We start from the raw sequence: 25,572 nt of genomic DNA, 5'->3' as shown, positions 1-25,572 counted from the left end.
GTTCGGTGACGTTTTGATACGATTTTGGACGATTATGACGATGATTGGCGACGACCTCCAGCAAGTAAAGAACCGGATCGAAAGGGCCTGCGCCTCCGAGGGGCGCAACCCGGCCGAAGTCCGGCTGCTGGCGGTGTCCAAGACCTTCGGTCCGGAGGCCGTGCGCGAAGCCCACGGGGCGGGCCAGCGGGCCTTCGGCGAGAACTATGTGCAAGAAGGCCTGGACAAGATCGAGGCGCTTTCGGATCTGCGCGCGGAGCTCGAGTGGCACTGCATCGGCCCTCTGCAAAGCAACAAGACGCGGCCCGTGGCCGAGCATTTCGACTGGGTGCACAGCATCGACCGGCTCAAGATTGCCGAGCGCCTTTCGGCCCAGCGGCCGGCGCATTTGCCGCCGCTGCAGGTGTGCCTGCAGGTCAATGTGGACGGCGGCGCCAACAAGTCCGGCGTGCCTCCGGAAGAGGCTTTGCCGCTTGCGCGCGCTGTGGCGGCTTTGCCACATTTGCAGCTGCGCGGGGTCATGGCCATTCCCGAGCCGGCGCCGGATTTCGCCGCGCAGCGCGAACTGTGTTTGCGCGCACGCGAGGTTTACGACGCCATTCGGGCCGCGGGCATCGAAGTCGACACGCTTTCGCTGGGCATGAGTGCCGACCTGGAGGCGGCCGTCAGCGCGGGTAGCACGATGGTTCGCATCGGCACGGCCATCTTCGGCGGGCGCCCTCGCAAACCGGCCTGAGCCTATCGGTGAGCTACAGCGCGAGCGGCAGCCGCGCGCTGCTCTTCACTTCTTCCATCACCGCGTAGGTGCGCGTCTCTCGCACGCCGGGCAGTTGCCACAGCACCGTGCCGGCAAAGTCGCGGTACGCCGCCATGTCGGCCATGCGGGTCTTGAGCAGGTAGTCGAAACCGCCCGCAACCATGTGGCATTCCATGATTTCGTCGCGCGCGTGAACGGCGGCCTTGAACTGGTCGAACACGTTGGGGGTGGTGCGGTCGAGCAGAATTTCCACGAACACCGTAAGGCCCCGCCCGAGCTTGTGCGGATCGAGCCGCGCCTCGTAACCCTGGATGAAGCCCTCGCGCGTGAGCCGCTGCACCCGCGCCAGCACCGCGGTGGGCGAGAGCGCCACCGCCTCGGCCAACTTGAGGTTGGTGATGCGGCCGTCTTCCTGAAGAATCTTCAGTAGCCGGAGATCGATGCGGTCCAGGTCCAGGTCGGGCATTGGTGAATTATCCGGTTCGCACCTTGTTTTTTGGCAAAAGATTCGGCCTATATCCAAAGACCATAGGGGATAGAACCAAGGAACTGCCATGCACCTGCCCACCCCTTACCGCCCTGAAGCGGATGTCGTATCTCACCGGCTCGCCTCGCTCGAAGGCGCACTCGATTGGGCTGCGGCGGCCATTGCCGCTAGGCCGTGGGTGGAGGCGGTGCGCCGCCACCCGCCGCCGTTCTGGGCCATGGAAAGCCTGCTGCGCGAATACCCGATTTCCAGTGCCGAGGGCCTGGCGCTCATGCGCCTGGCCGAGGCGCTGCTTCGCGTGCCCGATGCCGCCACGGCCATTGCGCTCACGGCCGATCAGCTGGGCCGCGCCGATTTCGAAGGCACGGCCGACTCCACGCTGTCGCGCCTGTCTTCCGCCGCCATCGCGATGTCGAAGAAGTTCTTGCCCGAAGGCGACCACCCGTCCGGCCTCATGGCCAAGCTGGGCGCGCGCACGGTGGTGGCCGCCACGCTGCGTGCGGTGCAACTGCTCGGCCGCCAGTTCGTGCTGGGCCAGACCATTGCAGAGGCCATGGACGAGGCCCGCTCGGCGCACCGCAAGCAAGGCGCACTGCGCTTCAGCTACGACATGCTCGGCGAAGGCGCGCGTACCGATGCGGATGCGCTGCGCTACCTCGACAGCTACACGCACGCCATCGGCGCCATTGCGGCCGGCGCCGATGCGGCGCGTGCGCCCGAGCACAACGACGGCATTTCCATCAAGCTGAGCGCGCTGCATCCGCGCTACGAATATGCACAGCACGCGCGAGTGATGCGCGAGCTGGTGCCGCGCGTGTGGCAGCTGTGCGAGCTTGCAGCGGCTGCCAACCTCAACCTCACCATCGACGCCGAAGAGGTCGACCGGCTGGAGCTTTCGCTCGATGTGTTCGAGGCGCTGGCCGCGCGCGTGGCCGCCGAACAGCCGCAGTGGCGCGGCTTTGGCCTTGCGCTGCAGGCCTACCAGACGCGCGCGCTCGAACTCATCGAGCATGTCACGTCGGTGGCGCGCAAACACGGCTTGCGCCTGATGTGCCGGCTGGTGAAGGGCGCCTACTGGGACGCCGAGATCAAGCGTGCGCAGGAGCTCGGTCTGCCGCACTACCCGGTCTTCACGCACAAGCACCACAGCGACATCAGCTACCTGGCCTGCGCACGCGCGCTGCTTTCGGCGCCCGATGCGATCTATCCGCAGTTCGCCACGCACAACGCGGGCACCATCGCCGCCATCCTGCAAATGGCCGAGGCGGCGCAGGCACCTTTCGAACTGCAGCGCCTGCATGGCATGGGCGAGGGCGTCTACCGCGAAGTGATGAAGAGCACCGCCGCGCCGGTGCGCGTGTATGCGCCCGTGGGCCAGCACAAGGACCTGCTCGCCTACCTCGTGCGGCGCCTGCTCGAGAACGGCGCCAATTCATCGTTCGTGAACCAGCTGGGCGACGAAGACGTGGACATCGACGAGCTGCTCATGTCCCCGCTCTGGCTCGAACCATCGAATCCCGCCTTGCCGCTGCCGCCCGCGCTCTTCGGCCCGCCGCCTGCGCGGCGCAACAGCGAGGGCGTGGACCTTGCCGTCGAATCGATGCGCGCGCCGTTGCTTGCGGCACTGGATGCCACCGCCGTGCCCCGGGTCGAAGAGTTCGACCCTGCCAGCGCGCCCAAAGCCGTTGCCGCCAGTGCAGCCAGCTTTCGCCACTGGCGCAAGACGCCGGTCGAGACTCGCGCCGCCACGCTGCGCCAAGCCGCCGATGCACTGCAGCGGGAACTGCCGCGCTTCTGCGCGCTGCTGGTGAAAGAGGCGTTCAAGACCTGGGGCGATGCAGTAGCCGAAGTGCGCGAGGCCATCGACTTCTTGCGCTACTACGCGGACGAAACCGAGCGCATCATGCAGCCCGTGGCGTTGCCCGGCCCCACGGGCGAGAGCAACGAACTGCGGCTCACCGCGCGCGGTCCCTGGGTGTGCATCAGCCCGTGGAATTTTCCGTTGGCAATCTTCATGGGCCAGGTGGCGGCCGCGCTTGCCACCGGCAACACGGTGCTCGCCAAGCCGGCCGAGCAAACGCCCGCCGTCGCGCTCGAAGCCGTGAAGCTGCTGCACGCCGCCGGCGTGCCGGCCGATGCGCTGCAACTGCTGCACGGCCCGGGTGAAACGGTGGGTGCCGCGCTGGTCGCCGCGCCGGGCGTGGCAGGGGTGGTGTTCACCGGCTCGACGCAGGTGGCGCGCATCATTCACCGCGCGCTTGCCGCCAAGGACGGCCCCATCGTGCCGCTGATTGCGGAGACCGGCGGCATCAACGCGATGCTGGTCGACTCGAGCGCGCTGCCCGAGCAGGTGGTCGATGCCGTGGTGCAGAGTGCATTCCGTTCGGCTGGGCAGCGCTGCTCGGCATTGCGGCTGCTGGTGCTGCACGACGGCGTTGCGGACGCGGTGATCGAAATGATTCGCGGCGCGGCCGGGGAACTGGTGGCTGGCGACCCGGCGCTGCTGTCGACCGACGTGGGGCCGGTGATCGACAGCGAAGCGGCCGACAACATCCGGCGCCACCTGAAGCGGCTGGATTCGGAGGCCAAGCGTCTTCTTGCGCCGGCTTCTTCTTCAACGGATGCGGAAGGCAACCTGATTGCGCCGCAGGCCTACGAGGTGTCTTCCATCGAAAGCGTGACCAGCGAGATCTTCGGCCCGGTGCTGCAGATTGCGCGCTGGGGCCATGGCGCGCTGAGCGACCCCGCGGAGGTGATCGATCGCATCAACGCGCTGGGCTACGGCCTCACGCTCGGCATTCAGACCCGCATCGATTCGCGCGCCCAGGCGCTGGCCTCGCGCGCGCATGTGGGCAACATCTACGTGAACCGCAACATCATTGGCGCGGTGGTCGGTGTGCAGCCTTTCGGCGGCGAAGGGCTGAGCGGCACGGGGCCCAAGGCCGGCGGGCCGCACTACCTGTATCGGTTCTGCGCCGAGCAAACGGTCACGGTCAACACCACGGCGGCCGGCGGCAATGCCGCGTTGCTGAGCGCCGTTGCCTAGCGCGGCGGAAGGAGCGCCTTTGTTTTCGCCGGGCCGGCACGGGCGCCCGCAGGGTCAAACCTCTCTTGCATAACCGCCTTCGCGGCGCGCATAAGCCATGGCGCACCGGGCGCGAGAGGTCTATCGTTGCGGCCATCCGTTCAAACCAAGGGTTCTCTCATGAGTGAAAAGCTCTCCTTCGTCAATCCGACCGCCAACAGCCCCTGGGGCACGTACCTCTCGCAGGTCGACCGCGTGGTGCCGTACCTCGGCCCGCTGGCCCGCTGGGTCGAAACGCTCAAGCGCCCCAAGCGCGCGCTGATCGTCGACGTGCCGATCGAGATGGACGACGGCACCATCGCCCACTTCGAGGGCTACCGCGTGCAGCACAACATGAGCCGTGGCCCGGGCAAGGGCGGCGTGCGCTTTCACCCCGACGTCACGCTCGAAGAAGTGATGGCCCTGTCGGCCTGGATGACCATCAAGACCGCCGCGGTCAACCTGCCATACGGCGGCGCCAAGGGCGGCATCCGCGTCGATCCGAAGAAGCTCTCGCTGCAAGAGCTCGAAAAGATCACCCGCCGCTACACCAGCGAGATCGGCATCATCATCGGCCCGCACACCGACATTCCCGCACCCGACGTCAACACCAATGGCCAGATCATGGCCTGGATGATGGATACGTATTCGATGAACGTGGGCGGCACCGCCACGGGCGTGGTTACCGGCAAGCCGCTGCACCTGGGCGGCTCGCTCGGCCGCGTCAAGGCCACGGGCCGCGGCGTGTTCGTTACCGGCCGCGAGGCGGCTCGCCGCCTGGGCATGGACCTGCGCGGCGCGCGCATTGCGGTGCAGGGCTTTGGCAACGTGGGCTCGGTTGCGGCCGAACTCTTTGCCGAAGCGGGCGCCAAGATCGTCGCGGTGCAGGACCACACCGGCACCATCGTCAACACCAACGGCCTCGACCTGGCAAAGCTCATTCCCGTTGCCAACAAGGAAGGCGTGGTCGCCTTCAAGGGCGGCGACGTGGTGCCGAACGAAGCCTTCTGGGACACGGCGTGCGACATCCTGATTCCGGCCGCGCTCGAAGGCCAGATCACGGCCGAGCGCGCGCAGAAGACATCGGCCAAGCTGGTGCTCGAAGGCGCCAACGGCCCTACGGTATCGCAGGCCGACGACATCCTGGCCGAACGCGGCGTGCTGGTGGTGCCCGACGTGATCTGCAACGCCGGCGGTGTCACGGTGAGCTACTTCGAATGGGTGCAGGACTTCTCGTCCTTCTTCTGGGACGAGGACGAGATCAACGTGCGGCTCGACCGCATCATGATGAACGCGCTCAACCAGATCTGGGACACGGCGGACAAGCACAAGATCACGCTGCGCACCGCCACCTACGCGGTGGCTTGCGAGCGCATCCTGATGGCTCGCCAGGAACGCGGCCTGTACCCCTGATTCGCTGAAGCAAGGTTGTACGCTCGGGGGATGAGCACCACCCCCGAGCAACAACTCCCCTCGATTCCCGCAGACGGCCTGGCCCGCCTGCAGGCCCTGATGGCCGGCGGCCAGCGCAAGCTGCTCGGCCTCGTCGGCGCGCCCGGCGCGGGCAAGTCCACGCTTGCATCGGCGTTGCTCCGGGCTGCAGGCGCAGACCGCGCGCAGGTCGTGCCGATGGACGGTTTTCACCTGGCCAATGTCGAGCTGCAACGGCTCGGCCGCGCCGGGCGCAAGGGCGCCCCCGACACCTTCGACAGCGCCGGCTACGTCGCGCTGCTGCAGCGGCTGCGCGGGCAGGGGCCGGGCGATCCCATCGTGTACGCGCCCGAATTCCGCCGCGAGATCGAGGAGCCGATTGCCGGCGCCATCGCGGTGCTGCCAGAGACCCAGCTGGTCATCACCGAGGGCAACTACCTGCTGCACGATGCCGGGCCCTGGGCGGGCGCCGCGAGCATGCTCGACGAGGTCTGGTATGTGGACATCGACGATGCGGTGCGTGAAGAGCGCCTGCTGAAGCGCCACCAGCAGTTCGGCCGCAGCTCCGAGGCCGCGCGCGACTGGGTGGCCGCCACCGATGCGCCGAATGCGCGGCTCATTGCCGCAACGCGCGGGCGCGCGCACTTCGTGCTGCACTGGTCCTGAAAATTCTCTTGCGCTGCCGGGAACACTGGCGCGGCGCAATGCTCGAAGCTTCGCCGGCGGCGCTGCAATGCCAGCCGGTTAGCATTCGCCGCCGCTTCATGACGACCATGCACCCCAATTTCTCTTCTTCTGTCTTTTCTGCTCTTCGTTTCAAGGTTCTCGCGCTCGGGCTGCTGTCCGCCCTGGTGCTTGCCGGTTGCGGCAGCAGCAGCTCGCGCCGCGTTTCCTACGAGACCGAGGAGTTCGACTCCACCACCACCCACACGCGCACCTACGCCGCCACCGAAGCCCAGACCTGCGAGGCCGCGCGCCGCGCGCTGCTGAGCCAGGGCTACATGATCAACGCGGCCAACACCGACCTGGTGACGGGCCGCAAGAGCTTCCAGCCGGCGGCCGAGGTGCATGTGGAAGTGGAGTTTCGCGTGGTGTGCGCACGCGAAGGCGGCAAGTCCGGCAAGCGCAGCACCGTGGCCTTTGCCACCGCGCTGCAAGACCGCTACGGCATCAAGAAGGTCAACAACTCGGCCAGCCTGGGCGTGGGCGCCATCGGCTCGCTCTCGCTGCCTTTTGCCGGCAGCGACGACGCCATGGTCAAGGTGGCGAGCGAAACGCTCACCGACGAGCTGTTCTACGACCGGTTCTTCGCGCTGCTCGACCGCTTTCTCGAAGGCCAGGGCGGAGAAGAACCCGAGGCGCCCAGCGTGGCGCCCGAGGCGCCGCGCCCGGCCGCGCCGCTGAACCCGGGAGCGCCCGCCACCACCTTTCCGGTGAAGCCGGTGCCCAGCCCGGGCTGACCGCGCGCCCACGCCCGCGCCAGGGCGGTCAGCGCACCAGCGTCGACTTTCCGAACAGGCTCTCGATCAGCTCCACCGCCACCTCGGCGGTCTGGTTGCGCACATCGAGCGCGGGGTTGAGCTCCACCACGTCGAGCGAGCCGAGTCGGCCGGTGTCGGCAATCATCTCCATGCACAGCTGCATCTCGCGGTAGGTGGGGCCGCCGCGCACGCCGGTACCCACGCCGGGCGCGATGTTCGGGTCGAGGCAGTCGAGGTCGAAGCTCACGTGCAGGTGGGTGTCTTCGTCCACGTCCTGCAGCGCCTCGGTCATGGTGGTGCGCATGCCGTGCTCGTCGATGTGGCGCATGTCGAACACGTTGAGCCCCAGCGTGCGAATGGCCTCCTTCTCGTCCGCATCGACGCTGCGGATGCCGATGAAGCGGATGGCGTCGTGCTCCAGCGCCGCGCGCTCGCCGCTCCAGCCGGTGAGCACCGCGGGCCCGTGGCCCAGCAGGCACGACACCGGCATGCCGTGCAGGTTGCCGCTCGGGCTGGTGGTTTCGGTGTTCACGTCGGAGTGCGCGTCCAGCCACAGCACGCGCAGCTTCTTGCCGCGTTTGCGCGCATGCCAGGCCACGGCGCTGATGGAGCCGATGGCCAGGCAATGGTCGCCGCCCATCATGAGCGGCACATGGCCGAGGCCCAGTGCCGTGTCGACCGCGGCATAGACCGAGCGGTTCCACGCAATCACTTCGTCCAGGTGGCGCAGGCCGTTGGCAGGGGCGGTCCACGGTGTGGCCGGGCCCGCGAGGTTGCCGCGGTCGAGCACCGCAAAGCCCTGCCGCGCCAGCGCCTCCGGCAGGCCGGCCACGCGCAGGGCGTCGGGCCCCATGCCGGCGCCGCGCACGCTGGCGCCGATGTCGGTGGGTGCGCCGATCAGTTCGAGGGTGATGCCGTTGTCATTGCTCATGTCGATGGCCCGATGTGCTTCCACAGGTAGGCGTAGCCCAAGGCGTCCATGAAGGCGGACTCCTTGTTGTCCGTTGCCGCGCTGTGGCCGCCTTCCATGTTCTCGTAGAAGCTGGCGTCGTAGCCCATGGCGGCCAGCTTTGCGTACATCTTGCGCGCATGCACCGGTCCCACGCGGTCGTCGCGGTTCGATGTGGTGAAGAGCGCGGGCGGGTAGGGCTGGCCCTTCTTCGCGTTCTCATACGGCGAGAAGGCCTTGATCCACGCCCATTCTTCCGGCTGGTCGGGGTCGCCGTATTCGGCAATCCACGAGGCACCGGCCGACAGGTGCGTGTAGCGCTTCATGTCGAGCAGCGCCACCTCGCTCACGATGGCGCCGTAGAGCTGCGGGTACAGCGTGAGCATGTTGCCCATCAGCAGGCCGCCGTTGCTGCCGCCCATCGCGCCCAGGTGCCGCGGCGAGGTGATGTTGCGCGCGACGAGGTGCTCTGAAACGGCCGCGAAGTCTTCACAGGTGCGCAGGCGGTTCTCTTGCAATGCGGCCTGGTGCCAGCGCGGGCCGTACTCGCCGCCGCCGCGGATGTTGGCAACCACGTACACGCCGCCCTGCTCGAGCCATGCGCGGCCGATGGCGCCGCTGTAGCTCGGCTGCAGCGATATCTCGAAGCCGCCGTAGGCGTATTGCAGAGTGGGGTTCTTGCCGTTGGCCTGCAGGTTCTTCGGCGCGATTTCGAAATACGGCACGCGCGTGCCGTCCTTCGACGTGGCGAAGTGTTGGCTCACGCGGTAGCGCGAGGCGTCGAAGAAGCCGGGGCTGTCTTTCAGCGGCTCGGGCTCGCCTTTGCCGATGGTGCCCATGTACAGCGTGGTCGGCTGCAGGAAGCCGCTCACGGTCAGAAAATAGTCGTCGTTCTCGTCTTCGTCGATGCCACCGGCCGCAATGGTCGAAAGCTCGGGCGCGCCGCCAAGGCTCTCGCGGTTCCATTCACCGGCCAGCGGGGTGAGCACTTCGAGCTTGTTCACCACGTCGTGCATCACATTGAGAATCAGGTGGTTGCGGGTCCACGAATGGTCGTCGAGCGCGGTGGTGTCATTGGGCTCGAACAGCACGGTGAGCTCGCGCTTGCCCGCCATGTAGTCGTCGAACTTCGCGGCCAGCAGCGAGCCCGGCTTGTAGGTGGTGCCGCCCACGGTCCAGGGGCTGCGCGGCTCGACCAGCATCCACTCGCGGGTGATGTCGGCGTTGGAATCGTCGGGCACGTCGATCTTCACGAGCCGGCCGTCGGCATGGCGCAACCAGGTTTCGCTGTCGTAGAAGTCCATCTGGCGCGAGACGAAGTCGCGCTCGAAGCCTGGCGTGGTGTCGCGCCAGGCGCTCACGGTCATGTCGTCGGCGCCGCCTTCGTACACGGTCAATGCGCTCTCCAGCGGCGTGCCGCGCTTCCATTCCTTCACGATTCGCGGATAGCTCGAGCTGGTCATCGAGCCCGGGCCGAAGTCGGTGGCCACGTAGAGGTGGTCGATGTCCTTCCAAGCCACGTTGCTCTTGGCCTCGGGCAGCGTGAAGCCGCCCTCGACGAACTGCTTGAGCTCCAAGTCGAACTCGCGCACCACGTTGGCGTCGGCACCGCCGCGCGAGAGCGAAACCAGGCAGCGCTTGTATTCGGGCTGCAGGCACTGCGCGCCGTGCCACACCCAGTTCTCCTTGTCGGCTTCGGCCAGCGCGTCGAGGTCGATCACGGTCTCCCAGGCGGGCTGTGGCTTGCGGTATTCGGCCAGCGTGGTGCGGCGCCACAGGCCCTTGGGGTTCTTCTTGTCGCGCCAGAAGTTGTAGAACAGCGGGCCGATCTTGCGCACCATCGGAATTCGGTCGTCCGAATCGAGCACTTCGAGAATGCCTTTCTCCAGCCGCTCGAAGGCGGGCGACTGCGCGTAGCGCTGCACCGTCTTCGCGTTGTGCTGCCGGGCCCAGTCGAGCTGTTCGGCTCCGTCGATGTCTTCGAGCCACAGGAACTCGTCGGTCTGCATGGAAGAAGAAGTTGAGGTCATGGCCGCAGTGTACGAATCCGGTGTGAAAGCGTGCATGTCCCCGCCGGCAGGGCGGAAGCTATTGAATTCATAGCGCGTGCATGGGCTCGGGACAAACCCGCGTTCGACGGATTCGCCCCTATTGGAGAGGCTGCCCACGGGTATCCTGCCGAACGGCGCCTGCGCACACAAGGAGACATGTCACATGAAACACCTGAGCGGTCTTGATGCCACCTTCCTGCACCTTGAGACCCCCGAGATGCCGATGCACGTGGGCTCGCTCAACGTGCTCGATCTGCCCAAGGGCTACAAGGGCGACTTCTACGAAGACGCCAAGCAGTTCATGGCCAGCCGCATCCATCTGGCCGACGTGTTCACGCGCAAGCTCGCGCTCATGCCTTTCGACATGACCAACCCGGTGTGGGTGGAGGACGACGACATCGACATCGATTACCACGTGCGCCACATCACGCTGCCCAAGCCCGGAACCAACCGGCAGTTGCAGCAATACGTGGCGCGGCTGCACTCCACGCTCATCGACCGCAGCCGCCCGATGTGGGAGTTTTTCATCATCGACGGGCTCAAGAGCGGGCAGGTGGCGCTGTACACCAAGGTGCACCATGCGGGCATCGACGGACAGGCCGGCGTGGCGCTGGGCAAGGCCATCTTCGACCTGGAGGCGACGGGGCGCGTGGTGAAGCCGCCGCGCGCACGCCCGCGCAGCAGCGGCTACCAGCTTGGCATGGCCGAGCTTGCGACGGCGGCGCTGCGCAACACGGCGCAGCAGTACGTCAAGCTTTTCAAGATGGCGCCGGCCATTGCGCGGGCGATCGGCGGACTTGCCAAGCCCGACGAAAAGGCGGCCGAGAAAGACGCCGCCACCGCGCCGAAGAAGTTCAACCTGTTTGCGCCGCGCACCTCGCTGAACGTGTCGATCACCAACCAGCGCACGTTTGCGGGCCGCACCATTTCACTGGCCGAGACCAAGCACATTGCCAAGCACTTCGGCGTGTCGCTCAACGACGTGGTCATGGCCACGGTGGCCGGCGCGCTGCGCCACTACCTGGCCGACAACAACGAACTGCCCGCCAAGCCGCTGGTGGCCGGCGTGCCCGTGAGCCTGCGCGAAGCGGGCGACGACACGGCCAACAACCAGGCCAGCATGATCCTGGTGAGCCTGGCCACCGACATCACGGACCCGGTGCAGCGGCTGAAGGCCATCAATGCGTCGTCGAACGCGTCGAAGTCGACGATGAACCGCTTCAAGGCCATGATCCTCGACGACTTTCCGACCTTTGCGGCGCCCTGGCTGGTGTCGGGCATCGCGTCGATGGTCGGCCGCTCGGGCCTGGTGAACCTGCTGCCGCCGGCGGCCAACGTGGCGATTTCGAACGTGGCGGGCGCGCCGTTCCCGATGTACTTTGCGGGCGCACTGGTCACCAGCTACTACCCGGTGTCCATTGCGAGCCACGGCACGGCTTTGAACGTAACCGTGCAGAGCTACAACGGGCGCATGGACTACGGCCTCATCGCCTGCCGACGGGCGGTGCCGGACATCACCGAGATCGGCGACTACATGCTGGCCGAGCACAAGCTACTGATGGACCTGACGCAGACGCATCCGGCGGCTGCGGGTGCGGCGCTCGCGAAGGCTGCGGCTGCCCCTGAGCCGGCGCCTGTCGTGAAGGCTGCGGCCAAGCCCGCTGCGAAGGCTGCTCCGAAGGCCGTGCCGAAGCCCGCGGCAAAGAAGGTGGCAGCGAAGAAGCCGGCGGCGGCAAAGACAACGGTCGCCAAGGCGCCCGCCAGGAAGGCGCCGATCAAGACGGCCCCGGGCAAGGTCGCGCCCCGCAAGCCCGCCGCGCCACCTGCCAAGCGCGCCAGGGCGGCTGCTGCGGCATGATGATCGGCAGGCCCCTGGCCGGAAATTGGGGCAGTTGGACTAGTTTTCCCACAGTTCTAGCTTTTCAGGCCTAGGCACTCCGGAAGAAGATCACCCCATCGCGAATCCCGCGAACGTTCAACTTCCAGGAAATCGTCACATGACCACGCAAGCTTCTTTCTCTTCCGCCGCCATCCACGTCATCGGCCAGTACAACGACGCCGGCAAGACCCTGGTGGGTGCCTACCGCGCCGGCGTGCATCGCCTGCTCGGCGGTGCTGCTTCGCGCTACAGCGAATTTCTGGGCAGCCGCCAGATTCCGCTGGTGAGCGAGCAGGTCAAGGCCAACCTGATCGGCGCGCAGGAAAAGATCAATGGCTTCCTGACCAACCGCCTGGACATCGACACCGGCCGCATCGTTTCGGTGATGGACCGCGTGGCCGCGGGCACCACCAGCGGCATCGAAGCCGTGGCCGGCCGCGTGGCAGGTGTCGAGTCGCCTGTGGTCACCTCGGTTGTCAAGACCTTCAACGCGCTGAACCAGCCGATCGCCAATGTGTCGGTGCAAATCGCCGACAAGGTCGCGGCCGGTGCCAAGCAGATCGAAGTGCGCGTGAGCGGCACCGAAGAAACCAAGCCCGTGCGCACCGTGAAGGCCAAGGCGGCCGCCGCCAAGAAGCCGGTTCGCCGCACCGCCGCCCGCAAGGCGGCCTGACCTGACCCTGGAGCAAACAACGCATGGCGACCCGACCCCGTTCGACTGACTCGACTGACGATCCGAAGAAGAGGGCGGTGCCTGCGAAGAAAGCCTCCGCGGCCAAAAAAGCGCCTGCAGCCAGGAAAACGGCTGCGGCGGCAAAGAAGAAATCTGCTGCTGCACCCAAGCCCCGGTCCGCCGAAAAGACCGGCGGCGCCGAGGGCCTGCTTCGCGCGGGCCTGAAAGCCCTTGGCAATGTGCGCGACGACGTCGCCAAGCGCCAGGCCAACGTGATCGAAGGCTTGCTCGGTATCGGCCAGGGCAAGTTCGACGCAACCGCCGGCGCCACCAAGGCGCCGCTCACGCGCGGCTTTCCGAGCCTCGACAGTTTTGGCCTGCGCAAGTTCGAAGACGTGTTCGACCAGCGCGTGGCCACCGCCCTGGAGCGGCTTGGCATGCCCAGCGTGCAAGAAGTGCAGGCACTGCGTGCGGAAGTGGCCCGGCTGCGCGAACGCCTTGCCGAGCTCGAACCAAAGAACGCCAGCCCGCGCGGCAGCGGCAAGCGCTGAGCCCCAAGCCCAGCGAACACCGACGCACGCACCAGCCGGTTGTGGCCAGTTCCAACACCACGCGCGATCGCATCCTGCAGGCCAGCCTTGCGCTGTTCAATGCGGAAGGCCTTGCGGCGGTGTCCACCCACAAGATTGCGGCCGAGCTCGGCATGAGTCCGGGCAACCTGCACTATCACTTCAAGGCCAAGCAGCTGATCGTCGAGTGGCTGTTCCGGCGCTTCGAGCAGCGGCTCGAAGTGCTCAATGGATCTTCGGATTCGATTGCCGCGATCGACGACCTTTGGCTTGCGCTGCACCTGCGCTTCGAAGCCATCGACGAATACCGCTTCATCTACCGCGACATGGCTTTCCTGGCCGGCGAATACCCTGCGCTGGGCCAGCGCGCGCAGGCGCTCACTGCGCAGAACCTGCTGGCGGCCCAGGCGCTTTGCGAAGGGCTGGTGGCCTCGGGCGTCATCCAGACCAGCGCGGAGCAGGCGCGCATATTGGCGTTGCAGATGGTTTTCACCACCACCTGCTGGCTCTCGTTCGAGCGCCTGGTGCCGGGGCGCGATGCGCTGGCGCAGGCCGACCCGGGATTGGCGGCTTTTTACACGCTCACCTTGATTTCCCCGTATGTTTCCAGCGAATCGAGGGCTTACCTTGATTACCTGCGGGGCAAATACCTCGGATAAACATCGCAGTTGTCCGACGAGGTGGCGAAACTTTCGTTCGCCATGCTCGTCCCACACAACAGCGAAACAGAAATAGACAGGAATTCCGCCCTCATGACCACCGCCACCCGAGACCACATTGCGCCACCATCGGGCCTGCTGATGCTGGCCGAAGCACGCGCACTCTGGGAAACAGGTGCCGGCGTGGCGATGTGGCCGCTGCTGCAGCTCACGCCTCGCGGCGACGGGCACCCGGTGATCGTGTTGCCGGGGCTCGTGGCGGGCGATGGCTCCACGCTGCTGCTGCGCCGCTACCTGCGCAGCCGCGGCTACGACGCGCACGGTTGGGGCCTGGGCCGCAACTTCGGCCCGCGCGAAGGCGTGGAAGACGGCATGCTGGCGCTCCTCAAGTCGCTGCATGAAAAGAGCGGCCAGAAGGTCAGCGTGATCGGCTGGAGCCTTGGCGGCATCTATGCGCGGCTTCTCGCATCCGCACAGCCAGACCTGGTGCGCAACGTCATCACCCTGGGCAGCCCGTTCTCCGGCAGCCCGCGCGCCACCAACGCCTGGCGGGTGTACGAAGGCGTGAGCGGCCAGAGCTCGCACGACCCGCGCCGCATGAAGTTCGTGCAGCCCACGCCGCCGGTGCCCACCACGTCGATCTTCAGCCGCACCGACGGTGTCGTCGCGTGGCGCTGCAGCCTTGAAAAGCCCGGCCCCAAGGCCGAGAACATCGAGGTGGTGGCAAGCCATCTGGGGCTCGGCGGCCATCCCGCCGTGCTCTACGCGGTGGCCGACCGCCTTGCGCAGCCGGAGGGCAAGTGGAAGCCCTTCAACCGCGGCCTGCTCGGGCCGCTGGTCTATCCCGATCCAGACCGCGAGGTCTGAGCTGAGCCGCAGGGGCTAGGCCCCGGCCCACACGTCGAGCACGTAGCGCTGGTCGGCAATCATCCTGTCCATCCACGCGTTGCTGTCGTGCCCATGCTCGCGGGCCAGGTCGGCCAGCGTGCGGCGCACGTCGGGCTCCATGCGCGAGCCGTCGCCGCACACATAGATCACCGCCCCCGCTTCGAGCAGCTTCCACACGGCAGCGCCCTGCTCGCGGATGAGGTCCTGCACATACACCTTGCGTTCGCCCGAGCGTGAGAAGGCCGTGTGCAGCTTCATCAGCCCGCGGTGCGACCAAGCCTTGAGTTCTTCCGCGTAGATGAAATCCTGCTCCGGGTGCCGGCAGCCGAAGAACAGCATCGCATCGCCCAGCGCTTCGCCCCGCTCGACCCGTGATGCCCGCTCCTGCAGAAAGCCGCGAAACGGCGCAAGGCCGGTGCCGGGGCCGATCATGATGAGCGGGCGCTGCGCATCCTCCGGCAGGCGAAAGCCTTCGGCCGTGGTTTCGCGAATCACGCCGTGCACCGTGTCGCCGGCTTCGGCGCGCGCCAGGTAGTTGGAGCACACGCCCTCGAAGGTGCCATTGCCCGAGAGCGCCGGTGCGCTCACCACGCCCACCGTGACGCTGCATCGCCCCGGTGTCATCGAGGGCGAAGAAGAAATCGAGTAGTAACGCGGCGAGAGCGGCGACAGCATTTCAAGAAACACCGCGAACGGCACCTGGCACGCGCGGTGCTCCTCGAGCAGGTCGAGCAGCGACTTTCGCTTGTGCAGCACCTCGGCCCTGTAGGCGGCCTGCGAAGCCTCGTCGCTGCCCGAGAGCGCCATGAGCCTGGGCTTGGTGAACGGGCACTCGGTGTAGGCGGCGAGCGTGGCAATCTGCTTGCGCGTGGCCACGTCCTGCAGCTCGACGTAGTCGCCCAGCAGGCGGTCGACCGCCACCACCTGGTCGACCGGCAGGGCCGCCTTGCGGCCCGCAGCAGCATGCAGCCGCACATGCGCGGAGCGGTCGAACCCGAAGCGTGCCATCGCGCGCTCCACCTGCGCGGGGCTGTTGCGCGGCACCACGCTCAGGTGATCGCCGGGCACGTAGTTCAGGCCCTCGGGCAGCATCAACTCGACATGGCGCGTGGATCGGCTGCTCCCCGCATCGCCGCCGGGGCTTTGCAGTTCGCGGTTTTCCACCACGCGCAGCGCCACCGCGCCGAGCGCATCGACCAGCGCGTTCTTCTGCGGCGGCGGCAGCTCTTCCAGTGTGTAGAGCGGCTCGGCCTCGGCGGGTGTGTCGGCGCCGGCCTGGATGCCGAAGGTCTTCACCAGCTCGGGCCAGAGCGCATCGCTCCAGTCCTGGAACGCCCCGTCCATGTCCTCGCGCGCATCGCCTTCGCCGCGCGGATGCACGCGCGTGGCGCCGAGCGCCCCGAGCCGCTCGTCGATGCGCCGCGGTACCGCCTGGTAGGTGGCGGCCCAATCGGTATTGCCGCAGCCGAACACGCTGAAGCGCACGCCGTTGAGCGAGTCGTCGGCCTTGTCGAGCCACCGATGGAACTCGGCGGCGTTGTCGGGCGCCACGCCGTTGTAGGAGGCGCAGACGATGGCGACCGCGCCGTTCGCCGGCAGCCGCTCAGCGTAGTCGTCGAGCGAAGCCACTTGCGTGGAGAAGCCGCGCAGCTCGCCGGCCTCGGCCAGTTGGCGCGCCAGGTCTTCGGCCGTGCCCAGGTTGGAGCCCTGCAGCACCAGCAGGGATGTGCCGTGGCGCGCGGCCTGCGGCTTGCGTGCCGCGGGTTTGGCCGGCGCATCCGGCGTTGTGGCGGCAATCTCGCCGTTGCCGCGTGGACGCGAGGCCGGGTCGCGCAGCAGCGCCTTGATCTTGAAGCCTTCGGGCTTGATCGTCAGCGCCTCCTTGATCTTGAGCTTGTAGCCCGTGTGATCGACCAGGTTGAAGCGCTGCAGGATCATGCCCAGCGTGAGCACCGCCTCCTGCAGCGCGAACTGCCGCCCGATGCAGGCGCGTTGCCCGTTGCCGAAGGGCTTGAAGGCGTTGACCGGCCGCTCGCGCTCGGCTTCGCGGCTGAAGTTGTCGGGGTTGAACTGGTCTGCGTTCTCGCCCCAGATGCCCTTGTCGCGATGCAGCGCGAGCGCATGCATGATGACCATGTTGTTCTTCTTGATCGTGTACTGCCCGCCAATCGTGGTGTCTTCCTTCGCGCGCATCGAGATCGCGGGCGCGGTCGGGTACAGGCGCAGCGACTCCTTCAGCACCTGCAGCACGTAGGTCAGCCGGTTCACCTGCGCATAGGTGGGCTTCTGCGAGGTGTCGCCGCCCAGCACACTGTCGACCTCGGCCTGCGCCTTGGCCATGGCCTCGGGGTTGTTGAGCAGGAAGTAGATCGCAAACGAGAGCAGGCCGCTGGTGGTCTCATGCCCCGCGATAAGAAACTCGATGCACTCGTCGCGGATCATCTTGTCGGTGAGCTGCTCGCCGCTCTTCTTGTCCACGCCGGCGATCATGTAGCTCAAAAGGTCGGGCTTGGTGGCGATGTCGGCGCCGCTCGCGCGCCGCTCCTCGATGATGTCCTCCACCATCTTGTGCATGTAGCGGATGTCCTTGCGCTGCTGCGCAAGCTCCTTCTTGAGCATGAACTCCTCGAGCGGCAGGCCGCGGCGGTTCTGCACCGTCTCGAGCGTGCGCACCATCGCATCGACGAAGGGATGAAAACCTTCGCGGTAGAACGAATTGAAGCGGTAGCCAAAGCCGCAAAGGCCGATGGTGTCGAGCGTGAGCGCGGTCATGTCGCGCACCACGTCCACCTCTTCGTCGAAGTTCAGGCGCTCCCATTTGGTGACCAGCTGGCTCGCAATGTCCAGCATCATCGGGTGGTAGGCCTGCATTGCGCGCTGGCTGAAGTTGGCCAACAGAATGTTGTGCGGCTTGGACCAGGTTTCTTCGTGGGTATCGGAGGTAAAGAGCCCGTGTGACGCGGCACGCAACCGGCGCAGCGCACCGCGCGTGCTCTTGTCGAAGCGCGCCTCTTCGCACAGCTCGTCGACCAGCGCGGGCGACGACACCACGATCACCGGCATGCCCGGCATGTCGAGCCAGTAGATTCCGCCAAGCTCCTGCGCGATCCGCCACATGTCCAGCACGGGAGAGTCGGACCCGATCGACAGCAGGTTGCCGACGAACGGCTTCTTTGCCGGATGCGGAATCGGATAGAGCGAGTTCTTGCCTGCCATGGGTTTGCGCCTTTGGAGTGGACCCGCTTCGGGGTGTCCGGGTGTGACTTCCGGAGTATCTCGGGGGCGTGAGAGCGAGGCAGACGGGGTTTCCCTTAGGCTGGTTCGGTGTTGGGGCGTTGCTCGTTCAGGGCGGCGCACCTGCCGACGGGGTACCTTTCTCCGCGAATGTCCCCCGGCCTGCGGCCTCCTCCTTTATTTCGCTGCGCAAGGCACCCCATCGACGTGTGCGTGATCCAGAGCAGTCGTCGATCAGCGATACACCGCAGCGTGCCCAAGTGCACAGGGCATCGGGTGCTCCGCGCAGCGAAATAAAGGAGGAGGGGCGCAGCCCCGGGGACATTCGCGGAGGGGGAGTACCCGGTGGCCTTTGCACGCGCCCTGAAAAACGCTCAACTCAACCCACTAAGGCCGAACCATCTTGCAGTCAGTCCCCTGAGCCAATTCGTTCCCGGTATACACAGCGTCTGTCCGGAACCCGTAGTTGGTCCCTTCCCAGCCCACCTTCACGCTCTTGCCATCCACCGGCGCAATCGTGTTGACCACCTGGGGCAACAGCAATTGATGGTCCTCGCCGCGCATGCGCACCGGCCCCACCACCGAATCGAAGCTCAGGTCCTCGAGCGCACGCGCCACTTTCACTGTGTCCGTGCTGCCCGCCTTGTTGATGGCCGCAGCCAGGAGACGCGGCGTGAAGTCGATGCGCGGCGCGAGAAAGTCCTTGCCCGTCTTCGCCTTGTAGGCCTTCGCGAGCGCATCCGCGCGCGGCGTATCGGCCTGGCCCGGATGCCATTCGGCCACCCAGGTCAGCTGCCCCAGCTTGGCCTGTGACACCGCCAGCACCGTTCCCGGCACCGAACCCGCGCTGTGATTGAAATAGCGCAGGTCGTAGCCCGCGTCTCCCGCGGCCTTGAGCAGCAACGTCATGTCTTGCCCCCAGTTGCCGGTAATCACCGAGTCCGCACCGCTCTGCTTGATGTTCGCGACATACGGCGAAAAGTCTTTCACCCGGCCGATCGGATGCAGCGTTTCGCCGACGAACTGAACGTCGGGCCGCGCAAGGCCTACCAGCTGCCGTCCGTAGCTTGCCCATTGCTTGCCGTGCGCATATTCCTGGTTCAGCAGGTACACCTTCTTCACCTCGGGCGTCTTCTTGATGTAGTTGGCCAGCGCCTTCATCTTCATCGCCGTGTTCGCCTCGGTCTGAAAGTGCCAGAAGCTGCAGGTCTTGCCCGTCATCTCGGGGTCGATCGACGAATGGTTCAGCACGATCAGTTCTTTGCCCGGATTGCGCTGGTTCCAGCGTGTGACCGACTGGACGAGCGCCGCCACCACCGACGAGCCCGAGCCGCCCGTGACGATGGCCTTGGCGCCCTGGTCGATGGCCGCCTGCAATGCGCTCTGGCTTTCTTGCGCCGAGAGCTTGCTGTCGAACTGAAGCAACTGCAGCTTGGTGCCGCCGAGCACGCCGCCCTTGGCGTTGATCTCTTCGATGGCGTATTGGGTGTGCGTCAGCATCAGCTCGCCCACGTTTGCGAACGGGCCCGAGAGCGGATCGATGTACGCAATTTTGTAAGTCTGCTGCTGCGCCTGTGCCGTACCCGCAAGGGCCAGCAGCACCGCAAGGGCGATGGGGGCGTGCCTGGATTTCATGTCAGTGTGTCTCCGATGTTGTTTGAAAAGAAACTTCCGCGGAGGGCGCCGTGCGCGCCTTTCGCTTCAATGCGCTTCTTTGGCGCGAAGGCCGATCACACGGCTTGCCAGCTTCGTGAGTTCGGCGACCACTTCGTCGGCCGAAAGGCGGCCGTCGGGCCGGTACCAGCTGTAGAGGAAACCCGGCAGGCTGCAGGCGGCCAGCGCGGTGATCTTGGTTTCGGTGAAGTCCAGGTCGCCATCGCGCCGCGCTTCTTCGAGCAGCGGGCACAGCAAGTCGTAAAAGTGGTGCGCGAGCTTTTTCTGAGCGGCGATGTATTCGGGCCGGTACACCTGCGGCTCGCGGTACGCAAAAAAAGCGCAGGGGTGGTGCGAAACGGTCGCGCGAATCAGCCGCTCGATGCCTTCGATCACTTTTTCGCTCGCTCGCCGCGGATCGCTGGCCGCAAAGTCGAGCGCGGTGAAGCAGTCGACCGCGGGGCGCCAGGAAAGCGTCTCGAAGATCTCCTGCTTGTCGCGAAAGTAGTAGTACACGAATGGCTTGGTCACGCCCAGTGCGCGAACGATCTGCGCCATGGTGGTGTTGGCATAGCCCTGCGCCGCAAAAAGCTGCGCCGCCGCCTGCAGGATGCGCTCGCGCTGCAGGTCGGTGCCCTGCGTGGCCGCTCGCTGGCGGCCCGTGCCTTGGGGCAGATGCGGCTGTGCCGTGGTGGATGCCGAAGCATCGGCATCGCCAGAGGGTTTGTGCCGTGTCGCCGAAGTTATACCCATGGGTAGGATTGTTGGTGCACCATGCACTCATTGGCAAGCGCCGGCCCCGCGCAGGCGGCTATCGATAACCCTGAGAAAGTGACGCCATGGAGACAACCGCAACGGCTCGCGGGTTGAGCGAGCTTCCACCCCGTCCACAGCAACCGCTGCACGAATACCTGCGCGCCCATGCGCGTGAGCGCGGCGACAGCGCGGCGTGCATCTGGTACGGCCATGCCATGACCTGGGCGCAACTCGACCTTGCGAGCGATGCCTTCGCGGCGCGGTTGCAAACCATCGGCATGAAGAAGGGAGAGCCGGTGGTGCTCTTTCTCAACAACTGCCCGCAGTACCTGGTGGCGCACTTCGGCATCCAGAAAATCGGCGCCATCGTCTGCCCCAGCGGCCCGCTCAACAAGGAGCACGAGCTGGCCTACCAGGTCAACGACCTGAAGGCACGCGTGATCGTCGCGGCCGCGCCGCTGCTGCCAGTGGTGCGCAAGGTTCAGCCCGAGAGTGCGATCGAACATGTGTTCGTGGTGCACTACGCCGACCTGCTGCCTGCCAATCCCGTGCTCGATCTGCCGGCCGAGCTGCTTGCCGAACGCGGATCCGTTCGCAGCGTGCCTGAAGGCTGCGAAGACTTTCTTTCCGTGATGCGAAGCGGCGCCGCACCGCAGCCCGTGAGCATCGGCCTGGACGACGTGGCGCTCATGACCTACACATCGGGCACCACCGGTTTGCCGAAGGGCGCAATGCTCACCTACGGCAACGCGCTCTTCAAGACGCGTGCTGCTGCCGATTGCAATGGCGTGACTGGCGATGACGTGCTGCTTTCCATTGCACCGCTCTATCACATCGCCGGCATGCTGATGGGCGTGAACGTGCCGGTGCTCAGCGGCGCCGCATCGGTGCTGCTGCATCGCTTCGATCCGCGCGCCGCATTGCAAGCCATTGCGCAGCACAAGGTGAGCTGGTGGTACAGCATCGCGCCGATGAATGTGGCCTGTATGCAGGTGCCCGACATCGCGAGCTTCGATCTCTCGAGCCTGAAGCGAAATCCGGTCACCAGCTTCGGCATTACCTTTACCGAGCCGCTGGCCGCGCAGTGGCGCTCGCATGCACCCCATTGCGTTTCGTTCGAGGCCGCCTACGGCCTCAGCGAAACCCACACGTGCGACACCTACACGCCGCACCACGCGCCCCGGTGGGGCACGCAGGGCATTGCGGTGCCCGGCGTGACCATCCGCATCGTCGACCCCGACACGCAAGCCGACGTTCCCACAGGCGAGGTCGGCGAGATCGTGCTGACCAGCCCCGGCTGCTTCAAGGGCTACTGGAACAAGCCCGAGGCTACCGCCGCCACGCTGCGCGGCAAATGGGTGCACACTGGCGACATGGGCAAGCTCGATGCGGACGGGTATCTCACCTTCATCGGCCGCTTCAAGGAAATGATCAAGGTCTCGGGCTACAGCGTGTTCCCCGAAGAGGTAGAGACCATCCTCATCAAGCACCCCGCGGTGGCGCAGGCCGCAGTCATCGCGCAGCCCGACTCGGAAAAGGGCGAAGTGGTGAAGGCCTTCATCGTGCGCAAGCCCGGCGCTGCGCTCGATGCCGACGCGCTCATTGCCTGGTCGCGCGACAACATGGCGAGCTACAAGGCGCCGCGGACCGTGAGCTTCATCGACGCGTTGCCGACCACGGGCGCGGGCAAGGTGCTTCGGCGCCTGCTGAAAGACAAAGCCTGAAAGGTTCTCTCTTGTTCACCAAGATCCTGATTGCCAACCGCGGCGAGATTGCCGTGAGGCTGGTGCGCGCACTGCGCGACCTGGGCATTGCCAGCGTGGCGGTGCATGCGCGCGACGATGCATCGGCGCTGCACGTGCAGTTGGCCGATGCCGCCGTCGCACTTGACGCAACCGGCCCATCGGCGTACCTCGACATCGGCGCGCTGATCGCTGCTGCACGAGCGCAGGGCTGCAATGGGGTGCACCCCGGCTACGGCTTTCTGAGCGAGCGCGCCGACTTCGCGCAGGCCTGCGCAGACGCCGGGCTGGTCTTTATCGGCCCGGCGCCCGAGCAGCTGGCGCTGTTCGGCGACAAGGCGCGTGCGCGTGCGCTCGCCACGCAATGCGACGTGCCCGTGATGCCGGGCAGCACCGGCGCGGTAACGCTCGCGCAGGCGCAGGCCTTTTTGCCGAGCAGCAGGCGCAAGGCGCGGGCGTGATGATCAAGGCCATCGGAGGCGGCGGCGGGCGCGGCATGCGCGCCGTGCTCCATGCCGAAGAATTGGCCGAGGCACATGCACGCTGCATGTCGGAGGCCAAGGCGGCGTTCGGCGTGGAGGGCGTGTATGTGGAGCGCCTGATGCGCAACGCCCGCCATATCGAAGTGCAGGTGCTGGGCGACGGGCAGGCCGTGGCAAGCCTCGGCGAGCGCGAGTGCACTTTGCAGCGGCGCTTCCAGAAGCTGGTGGAAATTGCACCCAGCCCTTCGTTGCCCGATTCGCTGCGCGCGCAGGTCACGCATGCGGCGCTGCGCATGGCCAAGGCCGTGAACTACCGCAGCCTGGGCACCTTCGAGTTTCTGGTCGATACGGAATCGGCCACGCTGCCCTTCGTCTTCATCGAAGCCAACCCCCGGCTGCAGGTGGAGCACACGGTGACCGAGGCCGTGAGCGGGCTCGACCTGGTGCAGCTGCAGATTGCGGTGGCCGCGGGCCAGCCGCTGAACGCGTTGGGCATTGATGCGGACCGCACCGCGCCGCAGCGCGGCTTTGCGGTGCAATGGCGCATCAACGCGGAGACGCTCGATGCGCACGGCAACGCTCGGCCATCCGGCGGCACGCTCGCGCGATTCGACCTGCCGGCCGGGCCGGGCGTGCGCATCGACACGCACGGCTACGCAGGCCTTGCCCCATCGCCGCACTACGACACGCTGCTTGCCAAGCTGATCGTGCATTCGCCGTCGCCGCACTTCGCCGATGCGTTGCGCCGTTCGCTTCGCGCGCTGGACGAATGCCATATCGATGGCATTGCCACCAACCTTGCATTGCTGCGCGCCATTGCGGCACGGCCCGAGTTCGCTAGCCAGGCGGTGCACACCCGCTTCGTGGAAGCGCACCTTGGCGACCTGCTCGCCTCGGCGGTTGCGTTCGAGAAGAAGAGCCCGAGAAAGAACGCATCGGAAGCAGGAAACACGGCGCCGGCAAGTTCTTCGGAGGACGAAGACGGGCTGACGGTCAAGGCGCCCATGCCCGCGAAGCTGGTGCAGTTCGAAGTCGCGCTGGGCGATGTGCTGCCCGCGGGTGCTCAGCTGGGTGTGCTCGAAGCCATGAAGATGGAGCACTTGCTGCATGCGCCCGCTGCGGGCAGGGTGATCGCCTTGCTGGCCGAACCGGGCGACTACTTGGTCGAAGGCCAGTCGCTGGTACGGCTGGAGCCTGTCGATGCGCAGGCGGTCGAGGCCGAGGCTCACGCCGGGCAGGATCTCGACGCGATCCGCCCTGATCTGCAGAAGGTGATCGACCGGCATGCCTACACACTCGACGCCAACCGCGAGGCCGCCGTGGCCAGGCGGCATGCGCAGGGCGGGCGCACCGCGCGCGAGAACATCGCCGACCTGTGTGAGATCGCATCCGATCCGGGCAACTTCATCGAATACGGTGCGCTCGCCATTGCCGCGCAAACGCGGCGCCGCACGCTCGAAGACCTGATCGCCAACACGCCCGCAGACGGCATGGTGACGGGGCTTGGCAGCGTCAACGCGAAGCTGTTCGGCCCCGAGAAGTCGCGTTGCGCCGTGCTGGCCTACGACTACACGGTGCTGGCCGGCACGCAAGGCATGCGCAACCATCACAAGACAGACCGGCTGCTGGCGGTGGCGCACCAGCTGAAGCTGCCGGTGGTGCTGTTCGCAGAAGGCGGCGGCGGGCGGCCGGGCGATACCGACATGCCGATCGTCGCGGGCCTTAACAACCACACCTTCAGCCAGTTTGCGGCGCTGTCGGGCAAGGTGCCGGTGGTGGGCATCGTGCATGGCCGCTGCTTTGCGGGCAATGCGGCTCTGCTGGGTTGCGCCGACGTGATCATTGCCACCAAGGCAAGCAACATCGGCATGAGCGGCCCCGCAATGATCGAGGGCGGCGGGCTCGGCAGCTTTGCGCCGGAGCAGATCGGCCCGAGCAGCGTGCAGTCGCGCAACGGCGTGATCGACATTCTGGTCGAGGACGAAGCTGCCGCGGTGGCTGCGGCCAAGCAATACCTCTCGTACTTCCAGGGCCCCGTGGCCGACTGGCATTGCGCCGACCAACGCGCGCTGCGCCATGTGGTGCCCGAGAACCGGCTGCGCGTGTACGACGTGCGCGCCGCCATGCGCGGCGTGGCCGACACCGGCTCGCTGCTCGAGCTGCGTGCCGGTTTCGGCGCGGGCATCGTTACCGCGCTGGCGCGCATCGAGGGCAAGCCGGTGGGGCTGATGGCCAGCAATCCGCATCACCTGGGCGGCGCCATCGACGTGGAGGCGGCCGACAAATCCGCGCGCTTCATGCAGCTGTGCAACGCACACGGGCTGCCGATCGTCTCGCTGTGCGACACGCCCGGCTTCATGGTCGGACCGGAGATCGAGGCGCAGGCGCAGGTGCGCCACGTGTGCCGCATGTTCATGGTGGCGTCACACCTGCGCGTGCCGTTCTTTGCCGTGGTGCTGCGCAAGGGCTATGGCCTGGGCGCGCAGGCGATGACGGCCGGCGGCTTCGACGCCCCGGTGTTCACGGTGGCATGGCCCACGGGCGAGTTCGGCGCCATGGGGCTCGAAGGCGCGGTGCGGCTGGGCTACCGCAAGGAGTTGGCCGCGGTGCCCGAAGGTGCCGAGCGCGATGCACTGTTCAAGAAGCTCGTCGCGCAGCAGTACGCCAACGGCGAAGCGATTCACATGGCGCAAACGCTGGAGATCGACGCGGTAATCGATCCTGCCGAAACGCGCACCTGGCTGGTGCGTGGACTTGCATCGGCCGGCCGGTCGGTCGAAGCTGCCTCGCCGTATGTAGACACTTGGTAACGATGCA

General features: G+C 66.5%; 17 protein-coding genes and 1 pseudogene. 12 read left to right on the top strand and 6 right to left on the bottom strand.

Going from position 1 to position 25,572, the window contains the following annotated elements:
* Window positions 1-34: 34 nt before the first annotated feature.
* Window positions 35-736: a YggS family pyridoxal phosphate-dependent enzyme gene (locus tag M0765_RS06155; protein ID WP_258502586.1), complete on the top strand. Its 702-nt coding sequence runs from the start codon at window positions 35-37 to the stop codon at window positions 734-736.
* A 13-nt stretch (window positions 737-749) separates the two neighbouring features.
* On the opposite strand, the gene M0765_RS06150 is transcribed toward M0765_RS06155, so the two are convergent.
* Window positions 750-1,223 carry an Lrp/AsnC ligand binding domain-containing protein gene (locus M0765_RS06150; RefSeq protein ID WP_258502584.1) on the bottom strand — a complete coding sequence of 158 codons (474 nt, stop codon included), beginning with the start codon at window positions 1,221-1,223 and terminating at the stop codon, window positions 750-752.
* 88 nt (window positions 1,224-1,311) lie between these two features.
* On the opposite strand from M0765_RS06150, the gene M0765_RS06145 reads away from it, so the two are divergent.
* The 4 genes from M0765_RS06145 to M0765_RS06130 all read left to right on the top strand — a co-directional run bounded on the left by M0765_RS06145 (window position 1,312) and on the right by M0765_RS06130 (window position 7,199).
* Window positions 1,312-4,290 (top strand): L-glutamate gamma-semialdehyde dehydrogenase, encoded by a 2,979-nt coding sequence (locus tag M0765_RS06145; RefSeq protein WP_258502583.1) that lies wholly within the window; start codon window positions 1,312-1,314, stop codon window positions 4,288-4,290.
* Between the two features lie 159 nt (window positions 4,291-4,449).
* Window positions 4,450-5,721, top strand: a complete 1,272-nt coding sequence (locus M0765_RS06140; RefSeq protein WP_258502582.1) for a Glu/Leu/Phe/Val family dehydrogenase — start codon at window positions 4,450-4,452, stop codon at window positions 5,719-5,721.
* A 30-nt stretch (window positions 5,722-5,751) separates the two neighbouring features.
* On the top strand, window positions 5,752-6,405 hold the full coding sequence (locus M0765_RS06135) for a nucleoside/nucleotide kinase family protein (protein ID WP_258502581.1): 654 nt from the start codon (window positions 5,752-5,754) through the stop codon (window positions 6,403-6,405).
* Window positions 6,406-6,503: 98 nt separating this feature from the next.
* Entirely contained in the window at window positions 6,504-7,199 is a 696-nt protein-coding gene (locus tag M0765_RS06130; RefSeq protein WP_258502580.1) for a DUF2242 domain-containing protein, read from the top strand.
* 28 nt (window positions 7,200-7,227) lie between these two features.
* On the opposite strand, the gene rocF is transcribed toward M0765_RS06130, so the two are convergent.
* Together rocF and M0765_RS06120 are read right to left on the bottom strand one after the other, a co-directional pair.
* Window positions 7,228-8,151 carry an arginase gene (rocF, locus tag M0765_RS06125; protein ID WP_258502579.1) on the bottom strand — a complete coding sequence of 308 codons (924 nt, stop codon included), beginning with the start codon at window positions 8,149-8,151 and terminating at the stop codon, window positions 7,228-7,230.
* On the bottom strand, window positions 8,148-10,199 hold the full coding sequence (locus M0765_RS06120) for a prolyl oligopeptidase family serine peptidase (RefSeq protein WP_258502578.1): 2,052 nt from the start codon (window positions 10,197-10,199) through the stop codon (window positions 8,148-8,150). The genes rocF and M0765_RS06120 overlap by 4 nt, the downstream gene beginning before the upstream one ends.
* Before the next feature lie 184 nt (window positions 10,200-10,383).
* Here M0765_RS06120 and M0765_RS06115 point away from each other — a divergent pair, with 184 nt between their 5' ends.
* From M0765_RS06115 to M0765_RS06095, 5 genes are all read left to right on the top strand, one after another.
* Window positions 10,384-12,078 (top strand): WS/DGAT/MGAT family O-acyltransferase, encoded by a 1,695-nt coding sequence (locus tag M0765_RS06115; RefSeq protein WP_258502577.1) that lies wholly within the window; start codon window positions 10,384-10,386, stop codon window positions 12,076-12,078.
* Window positions 12,079-12,217: 139 nt separating this feature from the next.
* A complete protein-coding gene (locus M0765_RS06110) occupies window positions 12,218-12,772 on the top strand; it encodes a hypothetical protein (protein WP_258502576.1) in 555 nt (184 codons plus the stop codon).
* Window positions 12,773-12,849: 77 nt separating this feature from the next.
* Window positions 12,850-13,323, top strand: a complete 474-nt coding sequence (locus tag M0765_RS06105) for a phasin family protein (RefSeq protein WP_258502575.1) — start codon at window positions 12,850-12,852, stop codon at window positions 13,321-13,323.
* 41 nt (window positions 13,324-13,364) lie between these two features.
* Complete coding sequence (locus M0765_RS06100) at window positions 13,365-14,000, top strand: TetR/AcrR family transcriptional regulator (protein ID WP_258502574.1); 636 nt, start codon at window positions 13,365-13,367, stop codon at window positions 13,998-14,000.
* 93 nt (window positions 14,001-14,093) lie between these two features.
* Entirely contained in the window at window positions 14,094-14,867 is a 774-nt protein-coding gene (locus M0765_RS06095) for an esterase/lipase family protein (RefSeq protein WP_258502573.1), read from the top strand.
* Between the two features lie 15 nt (window positions 14,868-14,882).
* Here the strand turns inward: M0765_RS06095 and M0765_RS06090 are convergent, their stop codons facing one another.
* From M0765_RS06090 to M0765_RS06080, 3 genes are all read right to left on the bottom strand, one after another.
* Window positions 14,883-18,104, bottom strand: coding sequence for a bifunctional cytochrome P450/NADPH--P450 reductase (locus tag M0765_RS06090; RefSeq protein ID WP_258502572.1), 3,222 nt, complete (start codon window positions 18,102-18,104; stop codon window positions 14,883-14,885).
* 405 nt (window positions 18,105-18,509) lie between these two features.
* Window positions 18,510-19,757 (bottom strand): branched-chain amino acid ABC transporter substrate-binding protein, encoded by a 1,248-nt coding sequence (locus tag M0765_RS06085; protein WP_258502571.1) that lies wholly within the window; start codon window positions 19,755-19,757, stop codon window positions 18,510-18,512.
* 66 nt (window positions 19,758-19,823) lie between these two features.
* Window positions 19,824-20,528, bottom strand: a complete 705-nt coding sequence (locus tag M0765_RS06080; protein WP_258502569.1) for a TetR/AcrR family transcriptional regulator — start codon at window positions 20,526-20,528, stop codon at window positions 19,824-19,826.
* 86 nt (window positions 20,529-20,614) lie between these two features.
* Between M0765_RS06080 and M0765_RS06075 the strand changes: the two genes are divergently transcribed.
* Together M0765_RS06075 and M0765_RS06070 are read left to right on the top strand one after the other, a co-directional pair.
* Window positions 20,615-22,255 (top strand): AMP-binding protein, encoded by a 1,641-nt coding sequence (locus M0765_RS06075; RefSeq protein WP_258502568.1) that lies wholly within the window; start codon window positions 20,615-20,617, stop codon window positions 22,253-22,255.
* A gap of 11 nt (window positions 22,256-22,266) precedes the next feature.
* A pseudogene (locus M0765_RS06070) lies at window positions 22,267-25,565 on the top strand (carboxyl transferase domain-containing protein).
* The last annotated feature ends 7 nt before the right edge of the window (window positions 25,566-25,572 follow it).

This window comes from Variovorax sp. S12S4, assembly GCF_023195515.1.
Lineage (GTDB): Bacteria > Pseudomonadota > Gammaproteobacteria > Burkholderiales > Burkholderiaceae_C > Variovorax.
The sequence above is the reverse complement of the archived record's forward strand: the minus strand, read 5'-3'. Positions and strand labels throughout refer to the sequence as shown.

Bases quoted from the DNA above. Each gene is read 5' to 3' on its own strand.
- M0765_RS06155 (WP_258502586.1), top strand. From the start codon at position 35: ATGACGATGATTGGCGACGACCTCCAGCAAGTAAAGAACCGGATCGAA.
- M0765_RS06080 (WP_258502569.1), bottom strand. From the start codon at position 20,528: ATGGGTATAACTTCGGCGACACGGCACAAACCCTCTGGCGATGCCGAT.
- M0765_RS06115 (WP_258502577.1), top strand. From the start codon at position 10,384: ATGAAACACCTGAGCGGTCTTGATGCCACCTTCCTGCACCTTGAGACC.
- M0765_RS06095 (WP_258502573.1), top strand. From the start codon at position 14,094: ATGACCACCGCCACCCGAGACCACATTGCGCCACCATCGGGCCTGCTG.
- M0765_RS06110 (WP_258502576.1), top strand. From the start codon at position 12,218: ATGACCACGCAAGCTTCTTTCTCTTCCGCCGCCATCCACGTCATCGGC.
- M0765_RS06135 (WP_258502581.1), top strand. From the start codon at position 5,752: ATGAGCACCACCCCCGAGCAACAACTCCCCTCGATTCCCGCAGACGGC.
- M0765_RS06130 (WP_258502580.1), top strand. From the start codon at position 6,504: ATGACGACCATGCACCCCAATTTCTCTTCTTCTGTCTTTTCTGCTCTT.
- M0765_RS06075 (WP_258502568.1), top strand. From the start codon at position 20,615: ATGGAGACAACCGCAACGGCTCGCGGGTTGAGCGAGCTTCCACCCCGT.
- M0765_RS06140 (WP_258502582.1), top strand. From the start codon at position 4,450: ATGAGTGAAAAGCTCTCCTTCGTCAATCCGACCGCCAACAGCCCCTGG.
- M0765_RS06090 (WP_258502572.1), bottom strand. From the start codon at position 18,104: ATGGCAGGCAAGAACTCGCTCTATCCGATTCCGCATCCGGCAAAGAAG.
- M0765_RS06150 (WP_258502584.1), bottom strand. From the start codon at position 1,223: ATGCCCGACCTGGACCTGGACCGCATCGATCTCCGGCTACTGAAGATT.
- M0765_RS06120 (WP_258502578.1), bottom strand. From the start codon at position 10,199: ATGACCTCAACTTCTTCTTCCATGCAGACCGACGAGTTCCTGTGGCTC.
- M0765_RS06145 (WP_258502583.1), top strand. From the start codon at position 1,312: ATGCACCTGCCCACCCCTTACCGCCCTGAAGCGGATGTCGTATCTCAC.
- rocF (WP_258502579.1), bottom strand. From the start codon at position 8,151: ATGAGCAATGACAACGGCATCACCCTCGAACTGATCGGCGCACCCACC.
- M0765_RS06085 (WP_258502571.1), bottom strand. From the start codon at position 19,757: ATGAAATCCAGGCACGCCCCCATCGCCCTTGCGGTGCTGCTGGCCCTT.